Raw genomic sequence first — 25,316 nt, forward strand, 5'->3', positions numbered from 1 at the left:
TCGTCATGGCCCGCCTCCGCGACTTGATCGACAGCGTTTTCCCAGGTCAATCGGGGTTAACCAAGCCAATCCAGCAGGCGGCATCTCCCGAGATCAACAACTATCGCCCAACCTATCGAACTATGAGCGCACAATCGGCGTACCCAGGCCCGGTCAGCCGCCGGAGCCTGCGAGTCGGCCGCCCCAGACACACGGGGGCCGCCGCAGCAGGACTCTCACCGCGCGACGAGATCATCGACCACGCAGCACGGTTGTTCGTCGGCCGTGGATACGCCGCCACATCAACGCGGGAGATCGCAGACGCCGTCGGGATCCGGCAAGCGTCGCTCTACTATCACTTCGCGGGCAAGGAGGACGTGCTGCACGAGTTGCTGGAGAGAACGATCCGCCCCACGACGACTCGGATCGAGCAGCTCGAGGCCGACGCCGCCGCGCTCGGCTGGGACGTCGCGCTATGCCTGCTACTCCTCATCGATGTACGGACACTCGCAGACGCAAGACACAACAGCGGCCTGCTGCAGCGCCTGCCCGACGTGACCGCCACGAGCTCCTTCGCCGAGTTTGCGAGCGCTCGTACCGACCTCAGTGATGCGTACGAGCGTTTCGCTGCCAACGCGGCTCCGCACAGCACCACCCGGTCAGATGACGCTTGGGGCGCAACCCCGATCGGCGCGCTCCTCCTTCAGCTCGCCGAGGTCGTCATCGCGATGCGTCAGGCCGGCCGGCCCATCGGCAACGACGTCGTACGCAGCATCGCGATCTCCGGCCTGCGCCTCTGCGGGGACCTGGATCGAACCGCCGCTGACAGAGCAATAGCGCTTGTCGAGACCTACCTTTGACACGCATCATCAGCGTCGGCCACACACCCACTATCGACAGCCTCATGACGAACGAGAACGGGACCCCTTGAGTACCTTGATCCTCAGCGACCTCGACGGCACCCTCCTCGGTCCCGGCGCCACACTCTCGACGTCAACCCGCGATGGCATCAACGACCTCGTGACCAACGGACTGCTGTTCACGTACGCAACCGCCCGCTCGTACGTTTCCGCGGCTCGAGTCACCGATGGGCTCGACCTGCGGGTCCCGGTCACCGTCTCGGGTGGCGCGTTCCAACTCGACCCGCAAACCGGCGCGATCCTCAACGAGGAACGCATCGCGGCCGATGACTTGGACACCGTGCTCCGACTCTGCCGCGGGCACCGCGTTCCGCCGATCGTCTACAACGGCACTCCGACGGCCGAGCGGGCGACTCGGGTGGAGGGCGAGGAGTCCGAGGGCATGCGCCGCTTTCTCGCGGACAGGGTTGGCGACCAACGCTTTCGAACAGTCACAAGCTGGGCCCGTCTCCCCCACGATGGCGTCTTCTACGCCACGATCATCGGCGACGCTTCGGCGATCGCAGCCCTGACGGTCGACATCGCTGCAGCAACCGACGGCAGGCTCTCCTTGATCGCGCAGATCGATACGCACCACCCGCAGGACACGTACCTCGAGCTCAGCGCCGCGCGCGCGACCAAAGCCCACGCCGTCGCCTGGCTGCGCGACTACCTGGACGTCGACCAGGTCATCGCCTACGGCGACAACCTCAACGACCTGCCCATGTTCGGGGCAGCCGACGAGGCGTACGCGGTCGCCAACGCCGCCCCGGAAGTCCTCGAAGCCGCCACCGAGGTGGTCGGCTCGAACGTCGAGGACGGCGTCGTGCATCATCTCGCGGCGTCTTGGTCGCGCGATGTGAAGACAGCCCGCCCGGCCGAGTTGCTGAACGGACCGCAGAACGGACCAGACGCCATTTCCCTCAGTTAAAGCATTGACGGCTTGACTTCCCCGAGGGCATGTTGGATTTGCCTGACCATGCAGACGCTCAGGTGATTTCACGTCATGACAATCTCGGGCCGTGGAGATCCGCTGCCCTCCGCAGAAGGCAGGTGAAGCCATGGCAGCGAAGTCCAGGCCGGGCGACGGTCAGCATGCACGGGGCCGCAAGGGCGGCAGTCGCCTCGGGCCTGAGGTCCATGTCGGTGGGGTGTTCAAGAGCGTGGCGCTGTTGGTCAAGGGCATCGTCACTCGGTGACGAGACCCCATTGCGCAGGAACGGGCGAGCAGGTCGACCACGGTTCTCTCGACGTCGTAAGAGATGTTCTTCGGCCACGATACGGCCCCCGGACAGCAACATGGCACGTCGATCCGAACGGCCGCCGACACTTGGTACCTCCGGTTCAGGCCGGCAGTTGCTTTGACCTCAGCCATCTTGCGCTCTATCTGTCGCCGCCGGCGCTGTTCGGGGAGTTCAGACCCGCCTCGCCGTGGGCGGGCTGGACCCTTCGGCGGGAGACGGCATTGCCCGTGAAGACTTCGAGGTCTCAGCTCCGTTCAGTGTTCGACCGTACCGTCGAGGAACTGGTTGCCGGTCATGACGCGATCGCGGTGAGAGTGTCAGGTGGTATGGACAGCGCGGCAGTGCTGTCGTCGCTGGCTCGCATCGCTTCAGCAGACGTTCAGGTGACGGCGTTCGTCACCGAGGCAGTCGCTGACTCTGGCGAGCGGGCTTCGGAACAGGCGACGCGGATCGTCCGGAGTGTCTTCCGGGATAAGGCACGAGCCGAGATCGTTGTGCTGCCGAGATCCAGAGTTGCTGCTCCTGCATGGAGCGCGGTCGGCCCTCGCCTGGAGGGCGCTCCTGGACGAAACGCAGCCGCGATCGCCGCTGCTGCCGATGTCGGGGCGACCTTGATGCTGAGCGGTGACGGTGCCGACGAACTTCTCACTACCCCGGCCTTCCTTGGACGCCATTTGGCGCGCGCGGGTTCAGCATTCAGTCTTCTGCGTTACCTCGGAGACCACGGGCCCACCGACATAGTTGCCACAGCGGTCGCCTCGGCAACTGAGCTCCTGTTGAGCAGACGGACTGCGGCTGCGGCACGCGTGTACAAGGCTCTGGTCAACGACCCTGTCGTACAGGGGGAAGCTACTCTCGATCCCGGCTTCGCAGCACGTGTTCGGGAATGGACGCGGGCGTACGACGGCGCGCTACACGATCTGCTCTCGGAGCTGCTCGCCGGCCGTTGGGCCCACGCTGAGGCACACCTGGCAATCTGGCCCCAGGATCAGCTCCACCTCGGATCCGAAATACCAGTCCGGTCTCCATTCCTCGAACAACCATTCGTAGGCCACGCGCTCGGATTGCCGCTACGGGAACGTTGGGACGCCGAGCTGCCAACGCCGTACCTCCGCCGGAAGGCGGCGGTCGCGGCACTTCTCGAGCCTGACGTGGCCGCGGTCCTTCCTCGTCACAAGGAAGGGTTTTCCGTGGATCTGGCTGGCTCGACACTCACTGACAAGGACACCCCGACCTTGGTCGACCTCGGGCTGGTGCGGGCTCACACGCTGGTGACCGACACCGCCACAGTACTGACGCTACGCGCACTGGAAGACTGGGTGGTGGGTGCTCTCGACCGTGGCTATGAGCCGGCTCGCTCGTAGCTGTGCAGGTGATCCACGACCTCGAATCCCGTCGCCTGGTACAGAGCCAAGGCGGCAGTGCGATCCCGCTCGGTTCCGAGGGCGTCGTGGTCGACGTAGAGGATCACTTCGCTGGCACCGAGCGAGACAAGGTGACGTAGCCCGACGCTGAGAACGGCTTTGCCCAGTCCGCGGCCGCGATGTGCATCGTCGACGTGAAGCCATTCCACGATGCCAGTGCCTGACGGCAGCAGTCCGACCTCGACGACTCCTTCGTCCGCCCCGCCATCCGCCGTGATTCTCCACGACTGAGGATCCTCCCCGTCAGAAACGGTGAACGCGGCGGCGAGATCATTGTCGGCGAGAAACGGGTCTGACGGGGTGAGGTCTCGTCGCATGTAGACCCACATGTCCTCGTCGACGAAACCATGCGAAAGAAGTGCCTGGTGAACGTCGGGACGCAGATGGATGGGCAAACCCTCCATGCCCTCGTCGAGTGCGGTTGCGAAAGAGAAGGCGCGCTGCACTTTTGTGCCCTTCAACGCGTTCAACGCTGCATCGACCAACATCCCGACGATCTGGTGGTCATCTGCCGCCAACCACAGGAGATGACCGGCACCATCCGCCTTCGACGTACCGACCGCAGCTGCGCCGGCCAAGACCCCATCGACAGGGATGACCAAGTGCCGAAGGTTCGTGAGCTCTGCCCACCAACCGCCGTCGATGGGGCTGGTGCCATCGAGTGCGGCCTTGACCATCTGGGGAGACACTCGGGGCTGCCCCGGAATCGGCTCCCTCCGCCTCAGCAAGTCGACGAGCTGCTCGAAGTCTGACTCGGCGTACGGTCTCACCGTCGAGGTCTGCATGACCACCGTGACCAACTCCTCTCGCTGTCCTCGATGCTACTGGGCGTGGGTGTCGGCTACATCGCTTCGCGCGTGACTGGTAGCGCGAGTCCCTGGCACCGATTACCGCGAGTGGCGGAGACTTAGCGTGTGTCCTCCAAACCAGCCCCGCACGTACTCGTCCTTTTCGGCGCGACCGGTGACCTGGCCGCGCGCAAGCTGTTCCCCGGGCTGTATCGGCTCGCGCTCGCGAAACGGCTTCCCGATCAGCTGGCCATCATCGGCAGCGGGCGGCGCTCGCCCGGCACCGACGACGAATTTCGTGACCAGGTTCGCCAGTCGCTGAAGGAGTTCGTCCACGAGATCGACGAGAGCGTCGCCGGGCCGCTGCTGGAGCGGATCCGCTTCGTCCCGTCCTCCGCAGAGGACGGCGCCGCGCTGGCCGAGGCGGTGCACGAGGCCGAGGACCGGCTCGCGCTGGATAGCGGGCAGACGGTCGGCGACGTACAGCGCCTCCTCTATCTCTCCGTGCCGCCGCAGGCCGTGGAGGGGATGGTCGGGATGTTCGCCCGCGAGGGCCTGAACATCCGCAGCCGGCTGGTCGCGGAGAAGCCGTTCGGCACCGACCTCGCCTCGGCGCGCGAGCTCGACGCGGTGCTCGGTGAGGCGTTCGAGGAGGTGCAGATCTTCCGGATCGACCACTTCATCGGGAAGGAGGCCGTGCAGAACCTTCTGGCGCTGCGCTTCGCCAACGGTCTCTTCGAGCCGGCGTGGAACCGGCACAGCATCGAGTCCGTGCAGATCGACGTGCCCGAGAAGCTCACCGTCACGGGGCGCGGCAGCTTCTACGAGGGCACCGGCTGCCTGCGCGACATGGTCACCACGCACCTGTGCCAGCTGCTCGGGTTCGTGGCGATGGAGGATCCGCACGCCTTCCGGGAGGGCGCGATCCGCGCGGCGAAGGCCGCCGCCTTCGCGGCGGTGCGGCCGCTGGACCCCGAGCGCGTGGTCTTCGGGCAGTACGACGGCTATCGCGAGGAGCCCGACGTCGCCGCCGACTCCGATGTGGAGACGTACGTCGCCATCGAGGCGTGGATCGACAACGACCGGTGGCGCGGGGTGCCGTTCTACCTGCGCACCGGCAAGGCGCTCGCGGCCGGGCAGCGGACGATCACGATCCGGTTCATCGACCCGCGGCACCAGTGGCTGCAGCCGGCGGACTCCGGCCGGGCAGAGCCCAACGAGCTGGTGATCGAGCTCAGCGACGACGCCCGGATCGAGATCGACGTCCGGGCCAAGCGCCCCGGCCCCGGCATGGCGCTGGTCGAAGGGGTCTTCCGCCTCGACCTCGCCGGGGACGCCCCAGACGCCGGGCCGCTGGAGGCGTACGAGCGGCTGCTCCTCGACGTCATGAACGGCGACCGGACCTTGTTCACCAGTGCGCGCGAGGTGGAGCGGCTGTGGGAGATCTGCCAGCCGGTGCTCGAGCATCGGCCCACCGTGGAGAGCTATCCGCAGGGATCCTGGGGCCCGGAGTCGGCGCTCGAGCTGCCGGTCGGCGGCTGGCGGCTGGGCAGGAAGCAGTCGAACTAGGCGGCGTACGGCCGGGGCTCGTTCGAACCGGGACGTCGCGCACCTACGATGGGCGCGATGTCGATGAACAGCTCGCCGAGCCCCCGCCGCCTCCTGCTCGTCGTCGACGCCCCGTCGCTGCTGCACCGCAACCATCACGCCCGGGCCCACACCCGCATGATCGACCGTGCCGGCCGGCCCGCCTGGGCACTACACGGGATGCTGCGGCAGATCCTCGACTCGATCGACGCGTTCGCTCCTGACGCGGTGCTCTTCGGCCTCGACGACCGCACCTCGTCCGTACGCAGGGACGCCTATCCCGACTACAAGGCCGGGCGCGCTGAGAAGGATCCGATGCTCGTCGAGCAGCTCGGTAGGGCCGGTGCGATGCTCGACGCCCTCGGGCTCGCGACCCTCACTCCCCCGGGGCTCGAGGCCGACGACGTCAACGCCTCCGGGGCGGCGTGGGCGGGCCGCAACGGCTGGAACTGCGTCGTGATCACCTCCGACCGCGACGCGTTCGCGCTGATCAGCGAGCACACCCAGGTCCTGCGGCTGATCAACGGCGGGATCAACGGCTCTCCCCTGCTCAACCCCGCCCGTCTGTATGCGATGTACGGCGTCCCGGCCTCCCGTTATCTGGAGTACGCCGCCCTGCGCGGTGACGCCAGCGACAACCTGCCCGGCGTGAGCGGCATCGGCGAGAAGACCGCCGCCGCCTTGCTCGACCAGGTCGGTCCGATGGATGGCGTCTGGTCCGACATCGACCACAACGACGGCCAGAAGGTCACCGCGATCCTCGACGCGTGGGCCGCCGACACCGGCGTACGCCGCATCGGCGCGCGCGTCGTCCGCGCGCTCTCCGCGCCCGGCGCACGAGAGCGCTACGACTTCAACCTGCGCATGATGACCTGCCGCGACGACCTCGACCTACGCCTCACCCCGGACGTCCCCGGCACCCCCGGCCTCCTCCCCCTCGACCTGGATCGGGTCTCCCGCGTCGTCGGCTTCCTCGGTGTCGAGGCCACCACCGCTGTCGCGCAACGGGTGCTGAGTACGAATCCTGCTTCGACGGTCTCGTAGGCTCCCGGGCGAGCGCATGAGGTGCATGACGACTGACGCAACTAGACGTCGTACCCCCGCGCTGTCGCGGTCTCGTCGGGCTCTGCTCCAGCGCGGATCGCCGCCGCAAGCTCACCGTACGGCAACGGTCCGTCTGCCACACGTCGAAGCGTCGAGAGTCCAACAGAGGCGTAGCCGAGAGTCTCAATGGCACGTCGCGACGCGACGTAGAACTCCCATTGATCGACGTCGAGTGGATCGTACTCGGCATGAGTAGTCGCAGTCTGGACGCAGAACACATACACGTCGGCGTTGTATGTCGCCTCGCTCGACTCCCCCGTTGCGGGATCCCAACGACGCGCCTTCAGCCTGCTGAAGACGATCCGCGAGAGGTTCTTCTGCGTCCACGCTTGCAAATAGGCACTCGACTTCACCTCGATCCGCACCTCGTCGGGCGTGAGCACATCGAACTCATGCCAATCGACCTGGTGCGTCGTGGCGCCGACGGCCTGCGAGACCAGCCATTCAGCCAGCAGACCTCGCGTGGTGTTGCTGCGCAGGTCCCTCAACGCGTACGCCCAGAAGTCTCGTACCGTCGCGCGCAATCCGTTGAAGGACTCCTCGCCACGAAATCGCGTGGCTTCACCCGGTTCGGTCCATTGCTCGCCCACGATGCCCCCTCGCGCCACAGCCTAGCCGCGCTCCCGTTGTCCTGATGACCTGACGATCTGTTCACCATCGACGCTCGAATTCAGAGGTACGTCGGGAGGATTGCTTTCCCTGAGGCGAACGAAAATTCGTTCGCCTGCGGACGGACCAGAGGAGTCGGCAGTCCCTCCCGGCAACACCCGCGGAACATGCCTTCGCCGAGGCACGTACGCCTGGTCGGCGAGGAGCGCGTCGTGCGTCCCGCAGTGCACGATGCGGCATCACAAGCCTCCGCCTCCCGGCCATCACGGCTACTTGAAAAGGGCGGCGGCGGCTCCGAACGCCGCGATCAGCATCGAGCAGGTGGCGACCTGCTGCTGCGGACCGGTGAACCAACCGCGACACGCGTTTCGAGCGGTGTCGAGGCGGGTAAGGGCGCGCACGCGCTGCCACTTGTGCTGGCGGATGGAGCAGCCGCCGAGGAGACCATAGGAGTTGTTGCGGCAGTTCTCCCCCGTCCGGATCGCTGCTCCGCACGATGTCGGCGCCGCGAAGAGCAACCACACAAAGCAGACCACGAACACTCCCGAGAGCACGAGTGGTCCCACATCGAACCCGAACAGCAGTAGCACCGCCACCGCGAGCAGCAGGTATCCGAAATAGCGTACGAACCTAGACTTCTTTTTCCCCATGACAGCGGCCTCCCGAGAGTGTGGTTCCGCCATCCGAGCGTATTGACGCTCTCCCGTACGAGCCCGGGCTTTCGGGAAAAAGAGCGTCCGATCGGACCGCTCAGCGGACCAGGGAGTGGTCCTCGGACTCGGTGATACGAACGGCGGGCGCGGGCGCTCCTGAGAGTGCGTTGTCGAGGTCGGTCATCAGGTCCTCCGGGCTCTCGAGGCCGATCGAGAGGCGTACGAGGTTCGCGGAGGGCTTGGCGTGGGCGGCGACCGGGCGGTGGGTGAGGCCGGCGGGGTGCTGGATGAGCGAGTCGACGCCGCCGAGCGAGACCGCGTGGGTGAAGAGCTGGACCGACGAGGTCAGGCGGGCGGCTGCTTCGTACCCGCCGCGCAGCGCGATCGTGACCATGGCGCCGGGGCCGCGCATCTGCTTGCCGACCAGGCCCCGATCGTCGTCCTCCCCGGGGAAGTAGACCCGCTCGACTGCCGGATGCGCCTGCAGCCACTCCGCGATCTCGACCGCGCCGGACTGCTGGGTCCGTACGCGGGTGGGCAAGGTGGCGAGGCCGCGGTGGAGGAGGTAGGCACCCAGCGGGTGCAGGAGGCCGCCGGTGACGGCGCGGACCTGGCGCAGACGCGCGGCGGTCTCCTCGTCACACGCGATCACACCACCGACGACATCGCCGTGGCCGCCGATGTACTTGGTGGCGCTGTGCAGCGACATCGCCGCGCCCAGGGTGAGCGGGTTCTGCAGGATCGGGGTGGCGAAGGTGTTGTCCACGAGCACCGGTACGCCACCGGCGGCCGCGACAACGGTCGCGATGTCGACGAGGTCCAGGGTCGGGTTGGCAGGGGTCTCCAGCACCACCAGCGCCGTGTCCGACCGGACGGAGGCGGCGACCTCGTGCTCCGCACAGAACGTCACCTCCACGCCGAGCAGACCGGAGGCGAGCAGGTGGTCGGTGCCGCCATAGAGCGGCCGGACCGCGACGACGTGCCGCTTGCCGCTGAAGGAGGTGCTCGCGACGATCGCTGCCGTCATGGCCGCCATCCCCGAGGCGTACGCGACCGACGTCTCGGCCTGCTCGAGCTGCGCCAGCGCCGACTCGAACCGCGCGACGGTCGGGTTCCACAGCCGCTGGTAGACGGACCCGCCGTCCGGGAGCGGATGTCCACCGGTCGCCATGGCCTCGTACGACGCGCCACCGCGCTCGATGTCGGGGAGCGGATTGGTCGAGGAGAGATCGATCGGGAGGGCGTGGACACCGAACATCGCCAGGTCCTCCCGTCCGGCGTGGACGGCGAGCGAGTCGAGGTGAGGGTTCGCAATCGGCATGACCCGATGCTCGCGAGAACCACAAGATCAAGCCATATCGATTGCCGAAGATCCCATCGAATCCCTGATACTGACGTCTTCGAGCAACTCGACCAGTGATCCAGGTGAGCCCGTTGGCGAAAGTACAACCATCCGCAGCCGCCCTCGACTCCGTCGATCGCCGCATCCTGAGCGAGCTCGCCACCAACCCCGAGCTCACCAACAAGGCCCTCGCATCGCGCCTCGGCCTCGCCGAGTCGACCTGCGCCTACCGGCTGCGGGCCCTGCGCGACAGCGGCGTCATCACCGGGCGCCGCCTCGACGTCGACGTCCGTTCCCTCGGCTATCCGCTGCAGGCAGTGATCAAGGTGCGGCTCGGCAGCCACAGCAAGGAGCACGTCGAGAAGCTCTACGACGACCTGGCCGCGACCCCCGGCGTGATCCAGGCCTTTCACGTCGCCGGAGCGGACGACTTCCACCTCCACGTCGCCGTCGAGGATGCCGAGGCTCTGCGTGACTTCGTCCTGCAGCACGTCACCGTCCACCGGGTCGTACGGCAGACGGAGACGCAGCTCGTGTTCGAGCTGCGCGAGGGGCCGGGCGTACTTCCTCGCGACCCCGCGTAGCCCCAGCTCAGCGCCGCGGCGCCGTCACTCGTCCTCCATCCGGAAGCCGACCTTCAGCCCGACCTGGAAGTGCTGGATGCCGTCGTCGTCGACGTGTCCGCGAATCTGCGTCACCTCGAACCAGTCCAGGTGACGCAGCGTCTTGCTCGCTCGGCCGACGCCGTTGCGGATCGCCTGCTCGAGTCCTTCGTCGGAGGTTCCGACGATCTCGGTGACGCGGTAGGTGTGTGAAGACATGGTCCTGCCCCTTCTCTCGATGCTCGGTGTTCCCACCATGGGCGCGACGCCAAGACCGTGCAAGGGGTGACGCCCCGAGAAACTCCGTTGTCGAACACCTATGTTCGAGTTAGTATCTTGTACATCAATGTTCGACTTGTGCCCTCAGGAGGCGCGCCATGACTTCAGAGACCAACTCCGACAACGCCGTCGACCAGACCACCGACCCGCGCCGATGGCGGCTGCTCGGGTTGCTGGGGTTGGCGCAGTTCATGCTGATCCTCGACGTCACTGTGGTGGCGATCGCGCTGCCGCACATGGGCGCCGACCTCGGCCTCGGGCGGGATGCGCTGACCTGGGTGGTCAGTGCGTACACGCTCGCGTTCGGCGGCTTGATGCTGCTCGGCGGCCGGGCTGCCGACCTGTTCGGCCCGAAGCCCGTCGTGCTCGCGGGGCTCGCGACCTTCACCGTGGCCTCGCTGGCCACCGGCCTCGCCACGAGCGCGGAGCTGGCGATCGGCGGGCGGGTCGCGCAGGGGGTCGGTGCGGCGATGCTCTCCCCCGCTGCCCTGTCGATCGTGGTCCGGCTCTTCGACGGCGAGGAGCGCAACCGCGCGCTCGGGATCTGGTCGGCGCTCGGGGCCGGCGGGGCCGCGATCGGCGTACTCCTCGGCGGCGCCGTGACCGCCGGCCCGGGTTGGGAGTGGGTGTTCCTGATCAACGTGCCCGTCGGCATCGTCGTGGCGATCCTCCTGGCCCGGCAGCTCCCGCCGCTGCCGGCCTGGGGAGGCGACGTACGTCTCGACCTCGTCGGCGCACTGATCGTCACCGCCTCCACCGGGCTGCTGATCCTCGGCTTCATCGAGGCGGGCGACGAGGGCTGGGCCTCGAGCCGCACGGTCCTCCTCATCGTCGCCGGCATCGTCGGATATGCCGTTCTGGCCGGCTGGTTGCGACGTACGCGTCATCCCCTCATCGACCCGGCGCTGGTCACGCGGCGACCGGTCCTGTCCGGCACCTTCGTGCTGTTCGTCGCGACCGGACTGATGGTGGCGGTGTTCTTCCTCGGGACGTTCTACCTGCAGAGCGCCGCCGGACACGGCCCGCTCGCAACCGGGCTGCTGTTCCTCCCCGTCGCCGCCGCGACGATGGTCGGCGCACAGCTGGCCGGCAGGTTCATCGGCAGCCTCGGCGCTCGCACCCTCGGGATCGCCGGACTGCTCATCGCCGCCGCCGGGCTCGTCGTACCCGCTATCAGCATGAGCACGCTGTCCACCGTGATCGCGGTCAGCGTCGGCTCCGCCGGCCTCGGCGTCCTCTTCGTGGTCGCGGCCGCGACCGCGCTGGGCCAGGTCGAGCCGCAGCTCGCGGGCGTGGCCTCCGGCATCCTGAGCACCTTCCACGAGCTCGGCGCCTCGCTCGGCGCCGCGGTCATGTCCGGCGTCGCCGCGGCCAGCCTCGTCGACGGCACCACCGACGGCTTCGGGAGGGCCTACCTGGTCGCGGCCGTGATCGCGGCGCTCGCCGCCGTCCTCGCCGGGGCACTGATCCCCGGCCGACCCGCATCCACCGAGACCCACCAAGAGCCCCACCAGGAGACCCAGTCATGACGAAGCCCCGCCGCCCCAGACCCCGCGCGTTCTCGTTCGCGCTCCACTACCTCCAGATGGTCATCGCGATGGCCGTCGGGATGATGCTGCTCTACCCGCTCTGGCAGCTCGCGGTCGGCGGGCAGCCGGACAGCGCGTGGGTGCATCGCGCCGACGTCGACTCGCTGGTCATGGCCACCACGATGGTGATCCCGATGGCCGCCTGGATGCGCTTCCGCGGCCACGGGTCGAGGCCGATCGTCGAGATGTCGGCGGCGATGTACGCCGGCTTCGTGGTCCTCTTCCCCTTCCTCTGGCTCGGGGTCATCGACGCGGGTGGCCTGATGCTGCTCGGTCACGTACTCATGCTGCTCTTCATGCTCGCCGCGATGCTCGCGCGCCCGGCTGAATACTCCGGGGGCCACGCCCATCACCCCCACCACTCCCCCGCCACGACCGACCAGGAACCAGCATGACCGCCGACAGCCACCCGGACGTCGTCGTACGCCAAGCCACCCCCGAGGACGCCGAGACCGTCCGCACGCTCATCGGCGAGATCGCCGCCCACCAGGCCCAGTCCGACTCCGTCACCGTGACCGCCGCTCAGTGGGCCGGCTACCTCGAGCGCCCGGACATCATCGTGCTGCTCGCCGAGATCGGCCGAGAGCCGGTCGGCTACGTCTCGGCCGTACGCCGCCTGCACCTGTGGTCGGGCGGCGACATCATCGCCCTCGACGACCTCTACGTCCGCCCCGGCCATCGCGATGCCGGTGTCGGCAGGCGGCTGATGACCGCGCTGGCGAAGCGTGCCGGCGGTCTCACGATCACCTGGGGCGTACAACCCGACAACGACGCCGCGATCCGGTTCTACCGACGCCTCGGCGCCACGGTCCGCGCCAAGGTGATGTGCGCGTGGCCGGCCGCACGGCAGCCGATACCCTGATGCTCAACATCTCGTGGGAGGTTCCGGCCGTGACGACCCTCAAGCGCGCCGACGCACGTAAGAACATCGAGTCGATCATGGACGCGGCAACCGCCTGCCTCGCCCGCGACCCCGACGTCAGCGTCGCCGACATCGCCAAGGCGGCCGGCGTCGGTCGGGTCACGCTCTACGGCCACTTCGAGTCCCGGGCGACCCTGGTGACCCAGGTCGTCGAACGCGCGATCCAGCAGTCCGACGAGGCCCTCGGCGCGGTCGACCTCGACGGCGACCCCCGTGCCGCCCTCAGCCGACTCCTCGAGGCGTCGTGGCGACTCACCCAGCAGTACGGCGCGCTGATCGTCGCCGCCGAGCAGAGCATGCCCCACGAGCAGTTCCAGGCGGTCCACCTCGGGCTGATCGACCGCTGGAAGCCGCTCATGGAGCGCGGTCGCAGCGACGGCAGCTTCCGCGACGACCAGCCGCTCGAGTGGCAGCTGACCCTGCTCCAGAGCGTCCTCCACGCCGCCTCCGGCGCCGTCTACCGGGGCGAGATCAAGGCGGCCGAAGCCGCCGCTCTGATCGACGGCACCGTCCAGGCCGCCCTCACCTCTCCCGGCGCCACCCGCGACTGACGCGCTCACTCCGGGAGATCACCGACCTCCGCGCGCTCACGACCGAAGTAGCTGGCCAGCAGCGAGTCGGCATTTCGGTCGCCTCGCCGCTCCAGGCGAGCCCGGCCCTTCGCGGTCCGGCCGAGGACCCGATACCTGAGCACGTTCAGCGGCAGCAGGTAGGCGTGCGCCCAAGGGGGCCTCGTCGGAAGGCCGAGCTCGCGCATCGACCTGATCCCGAGGAAGACGGTCAGCATCGAGAGGAGCCGCTCCGTCTCGTACCAGCCACGCACCCGCTGCATGGGACCCGGCCAGCCCGGATAGCTGCGATCCCGCTGGACCTCGACCGCCGCCTGCGCCAGCTGCGGACCGGCCTCGGAGATCTCCGCCTGCGAGAGGAGCACGTGGTAGTTGATCCGGTGCCGCTCCCACTCGTCGTCGACGAGGAAGTCCTCGTCGACGCCCATCAGCCAACCGACGTACTTCCACAGATGCATCAGCGCCCGGGCGTCCGGCCTGGAGATCGGCACACCCAGCGCCCGGCACCCGATGATGAGTACGCCGTCGAACAGGCCCAGCGTGGCCGCCTGATCGGCCTGGTTGATCGGCAGCCCCCACCTGCCGGTGTCCCACCTGGGTTCGAACCCGTTGACCAGCGCATGCATGGCCCGTACGTGGACCGTGAGCCGCCAGGCTTCACCCGATCCCGATTCCGATCCCGGCTCCGGTGGCCGCAGCGCACCGGGCGTACGCAGGCTGACCGCCCAGTGCTGGGTCTCGGCCAGCCGCCGCCGGGTGGTTCCGCCGGTCAAGCCGCCGGTGGCCACGAGCAGGTCCGGCGGGCCGCCGAACCGGTAGCCGCTGATGAGCGAGAGCTGCAGGAGCACGTCGGCCGCATTCTGGCCGAGTCGCATGAACACGCGGCTGCCCTCGTCGACGAGGTCCCAGTCGACCCAGTCCGGGGTGGCCTCGACCTGCGCGAAGAAATCGGCGAGCACCGGAGGCGGGGACTCCACCGCCGCGACACCGTGCTCCAGGGCCGTACGCAGCTGGGTCATCGTGACCTTGCCCGGCATCCCGGCTCGCATCCGGATCGCCTCCGCCAGCCGCGCGCCGGCCTCGTCGCGCTCGCCGAACGCCCGCCCGATCCGCTCCATCAGGTCCTCGTCGACCTCGTCGATGCGGCCCAGGAGGCGCAACGGCCGGCCGAGACGGCGGCTGCGCGCCTCGCCTTCGCGAAAACGTGTCGGGAATCCGGTGGGTTGGGTGCCCTGCTGCGCGAATGTGGTCATACCTCCAGCGTGATGCGAGCCAGAGCTCGCTTTCAATTCGCGTTCTGCCTAACGTAGGGCCATGCGCAAGACACCCACCCAGGCCCGCTCGCGGGCTACGGTCGAGCGCATCCTGGAGGCCGGACGCCAGGTACTGGTCGACGACGGCTACGAGACCTTCTCGACCAACCGCGTCGCGGTCGCCGCCGGCATCAGCCCCGGTTCGCTCTACCAGTACTTCTCCGACAAGTCCTCGATCCTCGACATCGTGATCAGCCGCTACTGGGACGACGTCTCCGAGCGCACCGCCTCGGCGCTGGCGCTCCAGGCGAGCGCCGTCGGCACACCGGCGATCCGGTCGGTCGCCGATGCGCTCCTCGCCGGACTGGAGCAGGATCCAGCCCTCCTGCGCGTCCTGACCGAAGAGCTCCCCGCCTCACGCAACCGCGATCGCCACGCCGCGCTCGTCAACCGCGTACGCGACCTCGCCGCCGCGTATCTGCGGGCCGGATCGGTTGGGATGACCCGCCCCGACCCGCAGATCACCGCGTGGGTGCTGGTGGTGGCGATGGAGAACATCGCGCTGCGCTGGGTGCTCGACCGGCCGCCCTACCCGCGCGAGGCCGTGCTCGAGGAGATGGTCGCGCTCACCGCGGGCTACCTGGCGCAGGCCTGATGCCTCGTTCCTAGAGCACCTCAGCCGACGGCTTCCGCCTGACCACCGCCGTGCACACGTACGCGCCGCGCGCCGGAGGCGCGGCGGATCCAGTGGCGGTCGTGGGTGACGGTGACGACGGCGCCGGGGTGGGCGTCGAGGGCATCCTCGAGCTGCTCGACGAGCTCGGGGTCGAGGTGGTTGGTCGGCTCGTCCAGGAGCAGTACGTCACCAGGGTCTGCCAGCGCGATCGCGAGGTCGAGGCGGCGACGCTGCCCGACCGAGAGAGCCCGCACCGGGCGGCCCATCTCCTCCTCGCGCAACAGCCCGAACCGCCGCAGGCGCTCGATGGCGTCCTCGCGGTGGATCCCCACGGTTCGGGCGAACACGCCGGCGACCGAGCCCGCAGGTGGCGCCGCGACGTCCTGCCGGAGCCAGGAGACCCGCACTCCCGGGACGCGCTCGACGGTCCCCGAATCCGGAGCGAGCTCGCCGACCAGCAGCCGCAGGAGCGTCGTCTTGCCCGCCCCGTTCGGTCCGGTGACCAGCCATCGGTCCCCGGCATTCAGGGACCATTCGGCCATCTGCAGGCAGGCACCGGTCTCACGACGTACGTCACGAAGAGCGATGTAGGGCCCGTCGACCGGCGGCACGTCGGACCCGAGACCGGCGGCAAACCGGAGCGGCTCGGGTGGCGGCGCGACAGGATCGGCCCGCAGCCGGGCGACACGGTCCTTGGCCATCCGGATCCGGCCCATCGCGCCGTGGTCGCGGCTGCGCGCCCGGAAGGCGCCATGCCCGAAACCGTCGAGCTCCAGCTTGCGCGGGATCGCGGCGAGCCGGAACGCGTTCGCCTCGACGAGGGCCTCGTTGCGGGCCAGCTCGGCCTTCCACTCCTCGTGCCGCTCGGCCTGACGTCGCCGCTCGGTCGCGCGCGCTGCTAGGAAGCCGGCGTAGCCGTTGCCGTAGCGGCGCAGCCCACCGTCGCGTACCTGGACGATGTCAGAGGCGTTCCGCTCGAGGAAGGCCCGGTCGTGGGTGACCACGACCATCGCTCCGCGATGCGCGTCCAGCTGCGACTCGAGCCAGGTCAGCGCCGCATCGTCGAGGTCGTTGGTCGGCTCGTCGAGCAGGAGCACCTCGGCGTTGGCCGACAGCGCCACAGCGAGAGCGAGCCGGGCGCGCTCGCCCCCGGAGAGCCCTTCGACCAGACGCCCCCGGTCGACAGCGCCCAGACCGAGCTGGTCGAGCGCGGCGTCGATACGCCGGTCGACGCCGTAACCGTCGCGGGCCTCGAACCGGTCGATCAGCTCGCCGAGCTCCTCGAGCAGCTTCGGCTGATCCTGGTCGCCGGCGATGGACAGGCGCTCAGCGCAACGCTGGATGCGCGACTCGAGCGCGCGCAGGTCCGCGAGCAGGAGGTCGACGGCGTCTCGCACCGTCGCCCCAGCCGGGAACCGCGGCTCCTGCGCGGCGTGTGCGATGCCGCCAGGGACGACGACGCGGGTCTCGCCAGCGACCGGCGCCACCGCGCCCGCCAGCAGGTCCAGCAGAGTCGACTTGCCGGCGCCGTTGTCGCCGATGACGGCGAGCCGGTCGGTCGGGCCGACGGCGAGGTCGACGCGGTCGAGGACGATCCGCTCGGCGAAGCGGACCGTGGCCGAGCGCAGCTCACAGACGCGGTGGCTGCGTACGGTGGAGGGAGAGAAAGCAGACGGGAACAAGAGGACTCCTCTTGGCGACGGGTCGGAACACGGACCTCGAGCGCGCCGGGTCGGACGGCGCGGTCGCTCAGGACCCACTGCGGAGAAGACTCGACGCAGCGTCCCGATCTATCGCTTCAGAGTACCCATCGGTGCGTACGCTATCAGCCCCTCATCGGGGCCCGCGACCGGTTTACGGCCCCACGTCCAAAGCGTTCGACAGCCGATCGAGGCCGTGCCAACGTTCCCCCATGCACGTCAGATCCGGGTCGGTCAGCGACCTCCCAGCAGCCATGAGTCTCCTCGATGCCGCGGTCGCGTGGCTCGCGTCGCAGGGCCGCACCGGGCAGTGGGGCGAGGCGCCGTTCTCCGGCATCGAGGCTCGGGTCGAGCAGATCCGGACGATGCTCTCGGAGCGCACCGCCCGGATCGCCGAGGCGGACGGACAGGTCGTCGGGGTCTGCGTGCTCGCCGACGAACCACTGCCGTACGTCGATCTCGCACCGATCCCCGAGCTCTACCTGCAGCTGCTCGTCACCGACCGTGCCCGGAGCGGTTCCGGCATCGGCCGGACGCTGGTCGACGACGCCGTCGAGATCGCCCGGCAGCGAGGTGTCGCCCAGCTGAGGCTCGACTGCTACGCCGGGGACGACCAGGCGCTCGTCCGGACGTACGAAGGATTCGGGTTCGCGCTGGAGCGACGGTTCACGGTCGACACCGGACAGCCCGAGCCCTGGCCCGGCGCGATCCTCAGGATGCAGATCTGAGCCTCGTCTCCAGGCCACCGCCGCGCGGCCGGCATTTGTAGACTGCGCGAATCCGGCGCGTCGAAGGGGTGAGTGCGGTGACCGAGATCGGTGCCTGGCTGGCGGCGTTCGCGGAAGAGCAACGCCGGCCCGAGGAGGTCGCCCGCTGGGCCGCGTCGACCGCTGACGCGATCCTGGCCGACGGCGAGATCGATCTGGCCGATCTCCGGCCCCTCCTCCTGAAGGCCGTCGAGGAGCACTGGTACGCCTTCCTCGACCGGATCACGCTGCCGGACGCGGAATTCGAGCTGGTCCCGTCCGCACACGCCATCGCACTCGAGGCAGCGCGCCGCCATCTCGGTCTGCCGTTGCTGCTCAAGGTCTACCAGCGGGCTCAGGAGGAGAGCTGGGACTTCGCGGTGCAGGTCGTCCGGCAGGCGCCCAGCGATCTCGACCACGAGGCCCTGCTGGTCTGGTTCTGGACGAAGGCGACCGCATGGTTCGGCTCCTCGGTCGAGCAGTCGGTACTGATCCACCAGGCCGAGACGACCCGGATCCAGCAGCGCGGGGACGCCCGCCGCTTCGAGATGGTCTCCCAGGCGCTGGACACCCGAAGCGTCTCCCCCGCCGAGCTGTCCGCCGCGCTGGCCGGCCATCCGATCAACATTCCCGGCCATGTCGCCCTGGTCGCGCACGCGCTCACCGCCGACTCCATCGAGCAACTGGAAGCTGCGCTCACCGCCGTCACCCGCCGGGCCGGGCATGCCCGGTCGGTGCTGGTGCGCCCGGGAGGCAGGGAGATGTGGGCCTGGCTCGCGCTGGGTGAACGACCCGACACCGTGACCGACACCGGGATCGACCCCACCGCCGTACGAGTGACGGTGGGCGTCGGCGGAAGCGGTCTCGACGGTTTCGTCGCAGCGCATCTCGACGCGCAGGCGGCTCAGCGGGTCGCGCTGGCGCCAGGGCGCCGAGAACCGGTGACCGCCTACGACGACGTGGCCGCCCTGGTCCTCGTCGCCCATGACCCGGAGGCCGCCGCGCGGTTCACCCGAACGACGCTGCGCGGGCTGGCCGATCCGCCCCATGGCCGCCTCCGCGAGACCGTGCGCGAGGTCCTCACCTCGGCCGAGACGGCGGACCGGCTCGCCGAGCGGCTCGGCATCCACAAGAACACCATCCGCTACCGCCTCGCCCAGGCCGAGCGACTCCTCGGGCATCCGCTGCGTGAACGAGCCGGCGACCTGCTCCTGGCGCTCGACTACCACGACACGTTCCTCGCCACCACGACTGTGAATAAGCACAGTAATCGGTGATCGATTCGGCTTGATCAGCCAGAGACTCTGCTGCCGCGTACGTCCATTCTGACAGTGGTCGTAACCGAACTCACAGGAGGCAGCAGATGACACTCGGCGCCAGCGGCACCGTCGACAGGGGCTCCACCGAGAGGTGGCGGGACAGGAAGCGCTATCTGTGGCTCCTCGGGCTCGTGGTCCCGTCCTTCGCCTTCATCGCCGTGGGTGGTTACGTCCTGACCGGGTGGGGCGTGTTCCTGTGGACGGGTCCGATCGTCGTCCTCGGCATCGTCCCAGTCATCGACTTCGCGGCCGGCCTGGACCGCTCCAACCCGCCCGACGACGTCATCGAGGAGCTCGAGGAGGACAGGTACTACCGCTACATCACCTTCGCGTTCCTGCCGATCCAGTACGCCGGGTTCGCCTTCGCGATGTATCTGATCGCGACCCAGGACTGGCCGTTGGCGCACAAGATCGGGCTGGCCCTCACCATCGGATTCATCGGCGGCATCGGCATCAACACCGCCCACGAGCTCGGCCACAAGAAGGAGAGCCACGAGCGCTGGCTGTCCAAGATCGCCCTCGCGCAGAGCTTCTACGGGCACTTCTACATCGAGCACAACCGTGGCCACCACGTACGTGTCGCGACACCGGAGGACCCGGCCTCCTCCCGGATGGGCGAGAACCTCTACGGGTTCTGGTTCCGCACCGTGTTCGGGTCGCTCCGCAGCGCCTGGGGCCTGGAGGCCAAGCGCTACCGGCGCAAGGGCACCCACCCGTTCCACCTCGGCAACGACGTCCTCAACGCCTGGCTGATGAGCGCGGCCCTGTGGACCGCCATGACGCTGTGGCTGGGCGTCGGGATCCTGCCCTACCTCGTCCTCCAGGCCGTCATCGGCTTCTCCCTGCTCGAGGTCGTCAACTACCTGGAGCACTACGGGATGCTGCGGCAGAAGACCAGCTCCGGGCGCTACGAGCGGGTGCTGCCGATGCACTCCTGGAACTCCAACAACGTCGCCACCAACGTGCTCCTCTACCACCTGCAGCGGCACAGCGATCACCACGCCAACCCGACCCGGCGCTACCAGACCCTGCGTGACTACCGGGAGTCGCCGGCGCTGCCGACCGGCTACGCCGGGATGATCGTGCTGGCACTGGTCCCGCCGCTGTGGCGCCGGGTGATGGACAAGCGCGTGGTCGCGCACTTCGACGGCGACGTACGGCTGGCCAACGTACGCCCCGGACGGCTCGACAAGCTGCTCGCCGCCTTCCCGCCGCCCGCAGAGCCGGCGAGCGAGGAGACCGTGAAGATCGACGTGACCCGGCAGACCTTCGACGACGAGGTCGCCGCCGGCCGCTGCCCCGGCTGCGGCTACGTCTACGAGGTCGCGGCCGGCAACGAGCTCGAGGGCTTCGCGGCCGGCACCGCCTGGCGCGACATCCCCGACGACTGGTGCTGCCCGGACTGCGGCGTACGCGAGAAGGTCGACTTCATCCCGCTGAAGGAGTCAACGCTGTGAATACGATTGAAGCGGACAAGACGGTGTGCGAGGGCATCGGGATGTGCGAGGCCCAGGCCGACACCTACTTCCAGATCGGCGACGACGGCCTCGTCGAGGTCCTCACCGACGAGGTGCCCGACCCGGACCGCGGGTACGTCAAGGCAGCCGTCGACTCCTGCCCGGTCTCCGCGCTCCGCCTCCTCGGCTGAGCGCGACCCATCGAGTCGGAGGAAGACGAATGCCATCACTTCTGGTCGTCGGTGCCGGGCTGGCCGGGCTCCGCGCCGTCGAAGGCGCGCGTCAGGCCGGCTGGTCCGGGCCGATCACGATCGTCGGTGACGAGCCGTACCCGCCCTATGACCGGCCGCCGCTGTCGAAGGCGGCTCTCTCCAGCGAGGAGGAGCCTGGCGTGCCGGTGCTGCGGTCGAGCGAGGTGATCGAGGAGCTGCGGGTGCACCACCTCTCCGGGGTGCGGGTCCACGGCCTCGACACCGAGCGCCGCACGGTGACCACCAGTGCCGGAGACCTCGGCTATGACGCGCTCGTGATCGCCACGGGCAGCACGGCGACGACGCTGCCGGGGCTGTCCGGGGTACGCGGCGTACAGGTGCTCCGTCGCTACGACGACGCGCTCGCCGTACGCGACTCCCTGGCGCGCTCGCGCCGGGTGGTGATCGTCGGGGCCGGGTTCATCGGCTCCGAGATCGCCTCGGCAGCCCGGGCCCGCGGTATCGAGGTCACCGTCGTCGAGGCGAGCAGTCGACCGCTGGAGCGGGCGGTCGGCCCGCTCGCGGCCGCACGGCTGATGCAGCTGCACACCGACGCCGGCGTCAGGCTGCTCACCCGGACCACCGTCTCCGGCGTGCGCAGCTCGGACCTCGGCGTCGACGAGGTCGAGCTGAGCACCGGTGAGACCGTGGCCGCCGATGCCGTGGTCCTGGGCATCGGAGCCCGTCCTGCGACAGCGTGGCTCGCCGGCAGCGGCGTCGCCCTCGACAACCGCACCGGCGGCGTTCTCTGCGACCGCCGGCTCGCCACCAGCGCGCCCGGGGTCTGGGCCGCGGGTGACGTTGCGTGCGTCGACGGCGAGCGCAGGGAGCACTGGACCGCGGCGGGCGAGCAGGGTCGGGTAGCCGGCGCGAACGCCGCCGGAGCCACCGAGGTCTTCGCCTCCGTCCCCTTCGCCTGGTCGACCTGGCACGGGCACCGGATCCAGGTCGTCGGCGAGACCACGGCGGCCGACGAGGAGGAGCACGAGGCCGGGTTCATCGTCTATCGGCGAGGCGGCATCGAGGTGGGCGCGGTCGGCATCGACAACCCTGGTCCGGTCGCCCGGCTCCGCCGCACCCTCGCTGCGCAGGCTCCCTCCGAGACCCCGGCTCACACCGCATTGGCCGGAGGCGTCGTACCTGCTCGGGAGTAGGTCGTCGGGACGGTGACGACGACGCTGTGCGCGTGATCCAGGAGGTGGTGGGCCACCGCTCCCCCGCCGCCGACCACGACCATGTGCATGGTCTGGGCCTGCTCCGCGAGCGCATGCCCGAGGCTTCCGGCCTGGATCCGCAGGTGCGGGTGCAGGTCCGGATAGCGCTCCCGGAGTCCGGCCACGCACTCCGCGACCAGCACCCGGTCGTCGTCTGGCCGCTTCGTGCTGCCGGCGCGGTAGCAGTACAGCACCGTCACCGGCAGGTTCCGCTGGTCGGCCTGGTCGAAGGCGAACTCCAGGGCCGGAATGGAGTCGCTGGTCCCGTCGATGCCGACGAGCACGCCGCGGCCCACGCCGCCGGCGCCCGGGCACAGCACGACGACCGGGCACCGCGCGTCCTCGACGACGGAACGGCTGACCGAGCCGAGGATCCAGCTGCCGACCGGTCCCTTGCCCCGCGACCCGAGCACCAGCAGCGAGGCATGGCCGGACGCGGCGACGAGCGCGGGCATCGCGGACCCGATCTGCTGCGATGTGGTCACCTCCGGACGCCGGTAACCGTCGAATCCCGAGAATCCGGAGAGCGCATCGAGGCGGCGCCTGGCGTAGCGCTCGGCGCTCGCCAGCACCACCGACCCGTGAGCCTGCTCGGGCTCCGAGGGGGCTCCGGCCCGGAATCCGGGCGGCGTCTCCAGGGTCGTGGCCGACACCACGTGGACCAGCGCCACGTCACGTCCGTCGCGGTATGCCTGCTCGACCGCCCACGACACGCTCTCTGCCGCTGCCGGCCAGTTCTCGACCCCGACCAGGACCGCGCCCTCGGGGATTGCTGCGTACGTCATCTCGACTCTTCCGTCTACTCGTCTGTGCTCTACTCGTTTGTGATGGGCGATTCAGACCGGCACGACGCGCCGGCCGGTGATCTGGGTCGGCGTGATGCACACGTACAGCGTTCGCCGGCCGTCTGCCCACGGCTCCGGCCTGAGGTCGTGCTCCGTCAGCCAGACGCCGTCGACGAACTCCGCGGACCCGCGGGCCAGCACGCTCCAGCCCGAGGAGGTGTAGGAGTCGAACTCGTCGATCTGATACGACACCTGGCCGGTGCCGACGTGGTCCGCCATCGCCGTGCGTGGAGCGGTGCGGAACACGATCCGTTCGCCCACCATGACGTGGTTGACCGGCAGGACCAGCGGCCCGTCCGGGTCGCCGAAGGCGACCCTTCCGACCTCGCTCCGCTCGAGCAGCTCCACGCATTCGGCGCGGTCGAGCTCGGTCAGGTGGCCGGGGAACCATCGTGCTGCCAGGTACATCGTCTTCTCCTTCGTCACTGACGGCCGGCAGCGACCGGCCGGCTGTCTGCTGTGGTGACCCCGTCCGTGGTTCCGGCGTCCCCCTCGAACGCCGGTGCCACGGACGGGTCGATCTCGATCGGACAGGTGCTTTCGCGAAGCACCGCCCGGGCAGTCCCGCCCAGATGCCCGAAGCCGCGGAAGCTCCGGCCATGGCCGAGGATCAACAGATCCGCGGTGCGGGACGCCTCCACCAGGGCGTATGCCGTCTGCGCGTGCACGACGTCGACCCCGACGTCGACTCTGGCCGCTTCCGGGCCCGAGTCCGCTCGGGCCGCGCCCAGGGTTGCGGTGAGCTCCCGCTCGGCCCGGTCGATCCAGGCCTGCTCCTCGCTCCCGACGGTGAGGTAGTCCTGGAAGGCCCCGAAGGTGTGCCAGACGTGCAGCAGCCGCAGGCTCGCGCCCCGCGCGGCAGCCACCTCCAGCCCGCGGCGTACGAGGGCGATGGAGCCGGCGGCGTCCTGGACCCCGACGACGATCTCGCGGGGCTCGTCCCCCTGAACCCAGGTAGCGGGGACGGCGATCATCGGCACGGGCGCGTGAGCGGCGACCGGGGCGAGGACGGAGGAGGTGATGATCCGGTCGAGCAGCGTGCGCGGCTGGTCACCCAGCACGACCATCCGCGCCTTGGCGGACTCCTGGGCCAGCACCGTCGCCGGCAGGCCGAGCAGGAGGTCCGTCGTCACCACCACGCCGCTGTCCGCGACTGCATCCTCCGCCTCCGCGAGGATCGCTCGTCCGAGCTGGCCCATCCGGGAGTCGGGGGCCGTGGGCGCCACCGGCCAGGTCGGCAGCGGTGGTGCGTACGGGTCGACCACATAGACCAGGTGCAGCACGGCACCGGACCGGGCCGCCTCAGCGGCGGCATAGCGGGCGGCGGCGAGGCCGGCCTCGGTGCCGTCGACTCCTGCCAGGACCAGATCCCTGCTGCTCTCGTTCATGCTTCCAGCCTCCCCGGCAGCGTCCCCGCTCGACAGGGACCCTCGGCCCGAGGCAAGGGCCTTTGGTCGCCCACGACTCACCCTCGGCCGCGAGCACGGTCTGCGTGACCGCGAGGACCGAGGGTCACGCTCTTCATCGCAGCCACGGGTGGTGCATCACGAGCGGCATCCGTGCCCACTGCTTGCCGAAGCCCCAGGTGTCACCGGCGTACGTCAGCGCCAGGACTCCGACCGTGAGCGCACCGAGCAGGTGGTCGTCGATGATCGGGTTCTGGTCCAGCGGGAAGCTGGAGAACCACATCAGGACGTACATCGTCGCGCCGGCGATGGCCCCGACCCGCATCCCGATGCCGAACGTGAGTGTGAGGCCCACGCCGAGCAGCCCGATCATGAACAGCCAGTCGGCCCACGGCTGACCCGCCATGTCGTTCCACATGCCCTGCAGCCAGTTGTTCTCGTGCACGTTGGACAGGTAGCCCTCGGTCGGGCTGCCACCGTTGATCCAGGCGGCGTCCTCGGCGAAGAAGTCGATGCCGGTTCGGGTGCCGGCCTCGTTGGTGATCGCACCGGTGTGGAAGCCCAGCGCGAGCAGCTTGTCGAAGAAGGCCCACAGAAACGTGAGCCCGAAGGCGATCCTCAGCGTCGCCAGCATCCGCGCGGCGGGCAGCGGGTAGTGCCCGGGCAGCGTTGTCGCAGAGCCGGGTGTGGAGATTGAAGTCATCATTCCTCCAACGGTCTCGCCGGCCGTGTTGGCCGGACACCTTCAGCCAACCGCCGTCGAGCCCGTCGCGGCGAGGGAACGGGGTCCGCCCCGAGCGGGCCCTTCGTCCCCGGCGCCGCAGGACTGTCGACCGTGACCGCTCGTCGGTTTCGATGA

The 25,316-nt window shown here is 69.3% G+C and carries 28 protein-coding genes; 17 read left to right on the forward strand and 11 right to left on the reverse strand.

Features of this window, described 5'->3' with window-relative positions; translation table 11 throughout:
• Window positions 1-5: 5 nt before the first annotated feature.
• The 4 genes from OH802_RS21795 to OH802_RS21810 all read left to right on the forward strand — a co-directional run bounded on the left by OH802_RS21795 (window position 6) and on the right by OH802_RS21810 (window position 3,486).
• On the forward strand, window positions 6-839 hold the full coding sequence (locus tag OH802_RS21795; protein ID WP_406022008.1) for a TetR/AcrR family transcriptional regulator: 834 nt from the start codon (window positions 6-8) through the stop codon (window positions 837-839).
• Window positions 820-1,809, forward strand: coding sequence for an HAD family hydrolase (locus tag OH802_RS21800; protein ID WP_406022010.1), 990 nt, complete (start codon window positions 820-822; stop codon window positions 1,807-1,809). Before OH802_RS21795 ends, OH802_RS21800 begins: the two co-directional genes overlap by 20 nt.
• A gap of 130 nt (window positions 1,810-1,939) precedes the next feature.
• The gene (locus OH802_RS21805) at window positions 1,940-2,077 is read left to right on the forward strand and encodes a hypothetical protein (protein ID WP_406022012.1); all 138 of its coding nucleotides are present in this window, start codon (window positions 1,940-1,942) and stop codon (window positions 2,075-2,077) included.
• A gap of 302 nt (window positions 2,078-2,379) precedes the next feature.
• Window positions 2,380-3,486, forward strand: a complete 1,107-nt coding sequence (locus OH802_RS21810; protein ID WP_406022013.1) for an asparagine synthase-related protein — start codon at window positions 2,380-2,382, stop codon at window positions 3,484-3,486.
• Here OH802_RS21810 and OH802_RS21815 read toward each other — a convergent pair.
• A complete protein-coding gene (locus OH802_RS21815; RefSeq protein ID WP_406029376.1) occupies window positions 3,465-4,331 on the reverse strand; it encodes a GNAT family N-acetyltransferase in 867 nt (288 codons plus the stop codon). The genes OH802_RS21810 and OH802_RS21815 overlap by 22 nt on opposite strands.
• A gap of 129 nt (window positions 4,332-4,460) precedes the next feature.
• On the opposite strand from OH802_RS21815, the gene zwf reads away from it, so the two are divergent.
• A complete protein-coding gene (zwf, locus tag OH802_RS21820) occupies window positions 4,461-5,903 on the forward strand; it encodes a glucose-6-phosphate dehydrogenase (protein ID WP_406022015.1) in 1,443 nt (480 codons plus the stop codon).
• 57 nt (window positions 5,904-5,960) lie between these two features.
• Window positions 5,961-6,965: a 5'-3' exonuclease H3TH domain-containing protein gene (locus tag OH802_RS21825; RefSeq protein WP_406022017.1), complete on the forward strand. Its 1,005-nt coding sequence runs from the start codon at window positions 5,961-5,963 to the stop codon at window positions 6,963-6,965.
• A gap of 41 nt (window positions 6,966-7,006) precedes the next feature.
• Here OH802_RS21825 and OH802_RS21830 read toward each other — a convergent pair whose 3' ends face one another.
• The 3 genes from OH802_RS21830 to OH802_RS21840 all read right to left on the reverse strand — a co-directional run bounded on the left by OH802_RS21830 (window position 7,007) and on the right by OH802_RS21840 (window position 9,608).
• Window positions 7,007-7,615, reverse strand: a complete 609-nt coding sequence (locus OH802_RS21830) for a hypothetical protein (RefSeq protein WP_406022019.1) — start codon at window positions 7,613-7,615, stop codon at window positions 7,007-7,009.
• A gap of 288 nt (window positions 7,616-7,903) precedes the next feature.
• Complete coding sequence (locus OH802_RS21835; RefSeq protein WP_406022021.1) at window positions 7,904-8,284, reverse strand: hypothetical protein; 381 nt, start codon at window positions 8,282-8,284, stop codon at window positions 7,904-7,906.
• Window positions 8,285-8,384: 100 nt separating this feature from the next.
• Entirely contained in the window at window positions 8,385-9,608 is a 1,224-nt protein-coding gene (locus OH802_RS21840) for a trans-sulfuration enzyme family protein (RefSeq protein WP_406022023.1), read from the reverse strand.
• A gap of 104 nt (window positions 9,609-9,712) precedes the next feature.
• Here OH802_RS21840 and OH802_RS21845 point away from each other — a divergent pair, with 104 nt between their 5' ends.
• Window positions 9,713-10,213, forward strand: a complete 501-nt coding sequence (locus OH802_RS21845; protein WP_406029378.1) for an Lrp/AsnC family transcriptional regulator — start codon at window positions 9,713-9,715, stop codon at window positions 10,211-10,213.
• Window positions 10,214-10,237: 24 nt separating this feature from the next.
• On the opposite strand, the gene OH802_RS21850 is transcribed toward OH802_RS21845, so the two are convergent.
• Window positions 10,238-10,450: a dodecin gene (locus tag OH802_RS21850; protein ID WP_045547745.1), complete on the reverse strand. Its 213-nt coding sequence runs from the start codon at window positions 10,448-10,450 to the stop codon at window positions 10,238-10,240.
• A gap of 158 nt (window positions 10,451-10,608) precedes the next feature.
• On the opposite strand from OH802_RS21850, the gene OH802_RS21855 reads away from it, so the two are divergent.
• The 4 genes from OH802_RS21855 to OH802_RS21870 are packed head-to-tail and all read left to right on the forward strand — an operon-like array spanning window position 10,609 to window position 13,572.
• Window positions 10,609-12,039, forward strand: coding sequence for an MFS transporter (locus OH802_RS21855; RefSeq protein ID WP_406022025.1), 1,431 nt, complete (start codon window positions 10,609-10,611; stop codon window positions 12,037-12,039).
• Window positions 12,036-12,494, forward strand: a complete 459-nt coding sequence (locus OH802_RS21860; protein ID WP_406022027.1) for a hypothetical protein — start codon at window positions 12,036-12,038, stop codon at window positions 12,492-12,494. Before OH802_RS21855 ends, OH802_RS21860 begins: the two co-directional genes overlap by 4 nt.
• Entirely contained in the window at window positions 12,491-12,961 is a 471-nt protein-coding gene (locus OH802_RS21865) for a GNAT family N-acetyltransferase (RefSeq protein WP_406022029.1), read from the forward strand. Before OH802_RS21860 ends, OH802_RS21865 begins: the two co-directional genes overlap by 4 nt.
• 29 nt (window positions 12,962-12,990) lie before the next feature.
• Complete coding sequence (locus OH802_RS21870) at window positions 12,991-13,572, forward strand: TetR/AcrR family transcriptional regulator (RefSeq protein ID WP_406022031.1); 582 nt, start codon at window positions 12,991-12,993, stop codon at window positions 13,570-13,572.
• 5 nt (window positions 13,573-13,577) lie between these two features.
• Here OH802_RS21870 and OH802_RS21875 read toward each other — a convergent pair whose 3' ends face one another.
• Window positions 13,578-14,843, reverse strand: coding sequence for an oxygenase MpaB family protein (locus tag OH802_RS21875; RefSeq protein ID WP_406022033.1), 1,266 nt, complete (start codon window positions 14,841-14,843; stop codon window positions 13,578-13,580).
• 61 nt (window positions 14,844-14,904) lie between these two features.
• On the opposite strand from OH802_RS21875, the gene OH802_RS21880 reads away from it, so the two are divergent.
• Window positions 14,905-15,498, forward strand: a complete 594-nt coding sequence (locus OH802_RS21880) for a TetR/AcrR family transcriptional regulator (protein ID WP_406022034.1) — start codon at window positions 14,905-14,907, stop codon at window positions 15,496-15,498.
• Window positions 15,499-15,518: 20 nt separating this feature from the next.
• Here the strand turns inward: OH802_RS21880 and OH802_RS21885 are convergent, their stop codons facing one another.
• Complete coding sequence (locus OH802_RS21885; RefSeq protein ID WP_406022036.1) at window positions 15,519-17,201, reverse strand: ABC-F family ATP-binding cassette domain-containing protein; 1,683 nt, start codon at window positions 17,199-17,201, stop codon at window positions 15,519-15,521.
• Window positions 17,202-17,431: 230 nt separating this feature from the next.
• On the opposite strand from OH802_RS21885, the gene OH802_RS21890 reads away from it, so the two are divergent.
• The 5 genes from OH802_RS21890 to OH802_RS21910 all read left to right on the forward strand — a co-directional run bounded on the left by OH802_RS21890 (window position 17,432) and on the right by OH802_RS21910 (window position 22,146).
• On the forward strand, window positions 17,432-17,947 hold the full coding sequence (locus OH802_RS21890) for a GNAT family N-acetyltransferase (RefSeq protein WP_406022038.1): 516 nt from the start codon (window positions 17,432-17,434) through the stop codon (window positions 17,945-17,947).
• A gap of 77 nt (window positions 17,948-18,024) precedes the next feature.
• Window positions 18,025-19,242, forward strand: a complete 1,218-nt coding sequence (locus OH802_RS21895; protein WP_406022040.1) for a PucR family transcriptional regulator — start codon at window positions 18,025-18,027, stop codon at window positions 19,240-19,242.
• An 86-nt stretch (window positions 19,243-19,328) separates the two neighbouring features.
• Window positions 19,329-20,741 carry a fatty acid desaturase gene (locus OH802_RS21900; RefSeq protein WP_406022042.1) on the forward strand — a complete coding sequence of 471 codons (1,413 nt, stop codon included), beginning with the start codon at window positions 19,329-19,331 and terminating at the stop codon, window positions 20,739-20,741.
• A complete protein-coding gene (locus OH802_RS21905; RefSeq protein ID WP_350657827.1) occupies window positions 20,738-20,932 on the forward strand; it encodes a ferredoxin in 195 nt (64 codons plus the stop codon). Before OH802_RS21900 ends, OH802_RS21905 begins: the two co-directional genes overlap by 4 nt.
• A 29-nt stretch (window positions 20,933-20,961) precedes the next feature.
• On the forward strand, window positions 20,962-22,146 hold the full coding sequence (locus OH802_RS21910; protein WP_406022044.1) for an NAD(P)/FAD-dependent oxidoreductase: 1,185 nt from the start codon (window positions 20,962-20,964) through the stop codon (window positions 22,144-22,146).
• On the opposite strand, the gene OH802_RS21915 is transcribed toward OH802_RS21910, so the two are convergent.
• The 4 genes from OH802_RS21915 to OH802_RS21930 all read right to left on the reverse strand — a co-directional run bounded on the left by OH802_RS21915 (window position 22,104) and on the right by OH802_RS21930 (window position 25,160).
• Window positions 22,104-22,991 carry a universal stress protein gene (locus tag OH802_RS21915; protein ID WP_406022046.1) on the reverse strand — a complete coding sequence of 296 codons (888 nt, stop codon included), beginning with the start codon at window positions 22,989-22,991 and terminating at the stop codon, window positions 22,104-22,106. The two genes, OH802_RS21910 and OH802_RS21915, sit on opposite strands and share 43 nt — an antisense overlap.
• 51 nt (window positions 22,992-23,042) lie before the next feature.
• Window positions 23,043-23,459: a pyridoxamine 5'-phosphate oxidase family protein gene (locus OH802_RS21920; RefSeq protein ID WP_406022048.1), complete on the reverse strand. Its 417-nt coding sequence runs from the start codon at window positions 23,457-23,459 to the stop codon at window positions 23,043-23,045.
• A gap of 14 nt (window positions 23,460-23,473) precedes the next feature.
• Window positions 23,474-24,439: a universal stress protein gene (locus OH802_RS21925; RefSeq protein ID WP_406022050.1), complete on the reverse strand. Its 966-nt coding sequence runs from the start codon at window positions 24,437-24,439 to the stop codon at window positions 23,474-23,476.
• A gap of 133 nt (window positions 24,440-24,572) precedes the next feature.
• On the reverse strand, window positions 24,573-25,160 hold the full coding sequence (locus OH802_RS21930; RefSeq protein WP_406022052.1) for a hypothetical protein: 588 nt from the start codon (window positions 25,158-25,160) through the stop codon (window positions 24,573-24,575).
• Window positions 25,161-25,316: the final 156 nt, after the last annotated feature.

This window comes from Nocardioides sp. NBC_00850 (genome assembly GCF_045207335.1).
Lineage (GTDB): Bacteria > Actinomycetota > Actinomycetes > Propionibacteriales > Nocardioidaceae > Nocardioides.

What these genes read in the sequence shown, in the direction of transcription:
- OH802_RS21925 (WP_406022050.1), bottom strand. Translation starts at nt 24,439, where the DNA reads ATGAACGAGAGCAGCAGGGATCTGGTCCTGGCAGGAGTCGACGGCACC.
- OH802_RS21875 (WP_406022033.1), bottom strand. Translation starts at nt 14,843, where the DNA reads ATGACCACATTCGCGCAGCAGGGCACCCAACCCACCGGATTCCCGACA.
- OH802_RS21850 (WP_045547745.1), bottom strand. Translation starts at nt 10,450, where the DNA reads ATGTCTTCACACACCTACCGCGTCACCGAGATCGTCGGAACCTCCGAC.
- OH802_RS21795 (WP_406022008.1), top strand. Translation starts at nt 6, where the DNA reads ATGGCCCGCCTCCGCGACTTGATCGACAGCGTTTTCCCAGGTCAATCG.
- OH802_RS21855 (WP_406022025.1), top strand. Translation starts at nt 10,609, where the DNA reads ATGACTTCAGAGACCAACTCCGACAACGCCGTCGACCAGACCACCGAC.
- OH802_RS21880 (WP_406022034.1), top strand. Translation starts at nt 14,905, where the DNA reads ATGCGCAAGACACCCACCCAGGCCCGCTCGCGGGCTACGGTCGAGCGC.
- OH802_RS21890 (WP_406022038.1), top strand. Translation starts at nt 17,432, where the DNA reads ATGCACGTCAGATCCGGGTCGGTCAGCGACCTCCCAGCAGCCATGAGT.
- OH802_RS21865 (WP_406022029.1), top strand. Translation starts at nt 12,491, where the DNA reads ATGACCGCCGACAGCCACCCGGACGTCGTCGTACGCCAAGCCACCCCC.
- OH802_RS21840 (WP_406022023.1), bottom strand. Translation starts at nt 9,608, where the DNA reads ATGCCGATTGCGAACCCTCACCTCGACTCGCTCGCCGTCCACGCCGGA.
- OH802_RS21910 (WP_406022044.1), top strand. Translation starts at nt 20,962, where the DNA reads ATGCCATCACTTCTGGTCGTCGGTGCCGGGCTGGCCGGGCTCCGCGCC.
- OH802_RS21835 (WP_406022021.1), bottom strand. Translation starts at nt 8,284, where the DNA reads ATGGGGAAAAAGAAGTCTAGGTTCGTACGCTATTTCGGATACCTGCTG.
- OH802_RS21900 (WP_406022042.1), top strand. Translation starts at nt 19,329, where the DNA reads ATGACACTCGGCGCCAGCGGCACCGTCGACAGGGGCTCCACCGAGAGG.
- OH802_RS21825 (WP_406022017.1), top strand. Translation starts at nt 5,961, where the DNA reads ATGTCGATGAACAGCTCGCCGAGCCCCCGCCGCCTCCTGCTCGTCGTC.
- OH802_RS21920 (WP_406022048.1), bottom strand. Translation starts at nt 23,459, where the DNA reads ATGTACCTGGCAGCACGATGGTTCCCCGGCCACCTGACCGAGCTCGAC.
- OH802_RS21915 (WP_406022046.1), bottom strand. Translation starts at nt 22,991, where the DNA reads ATGACGTACGCAGCAATCCCCGAGGGCGCGGTCCTGGTCGGGGTCGAG.
- OH802_RS21815 (WP_406029376.1), bottom strand. Translation starts at nt 4,331, where the DNA reads ATGCAGACCTCGACGGTGAGACCGTACGCCGAGTCAGACTTCGAGCAG.
- OH802_RS21860 (WP_406022027.1), top strand. Translation starts at nt 12,036, where the DNA reads ATGACGAAGCCCCGCCGCCCCAGACCCCGCGCGTTCTCGTTCGCGCTC.
- OH802_RS21930 (WP_406022052.1), bottom strand. Translation starts at nt 25,160, where the DNA reads ATGACTTCAATCTCCACACCCGGCTCTGCGACAACGCTGCCCGGGCAC.
- OH802_RS21805 (WP_406022012.1), top strand. Translation starts at nt 1,940, where the DNA reads ATGGCAGCGAAGTCCAGGCCGGGCGACGGTCAGCATGCACGGGGCCGC.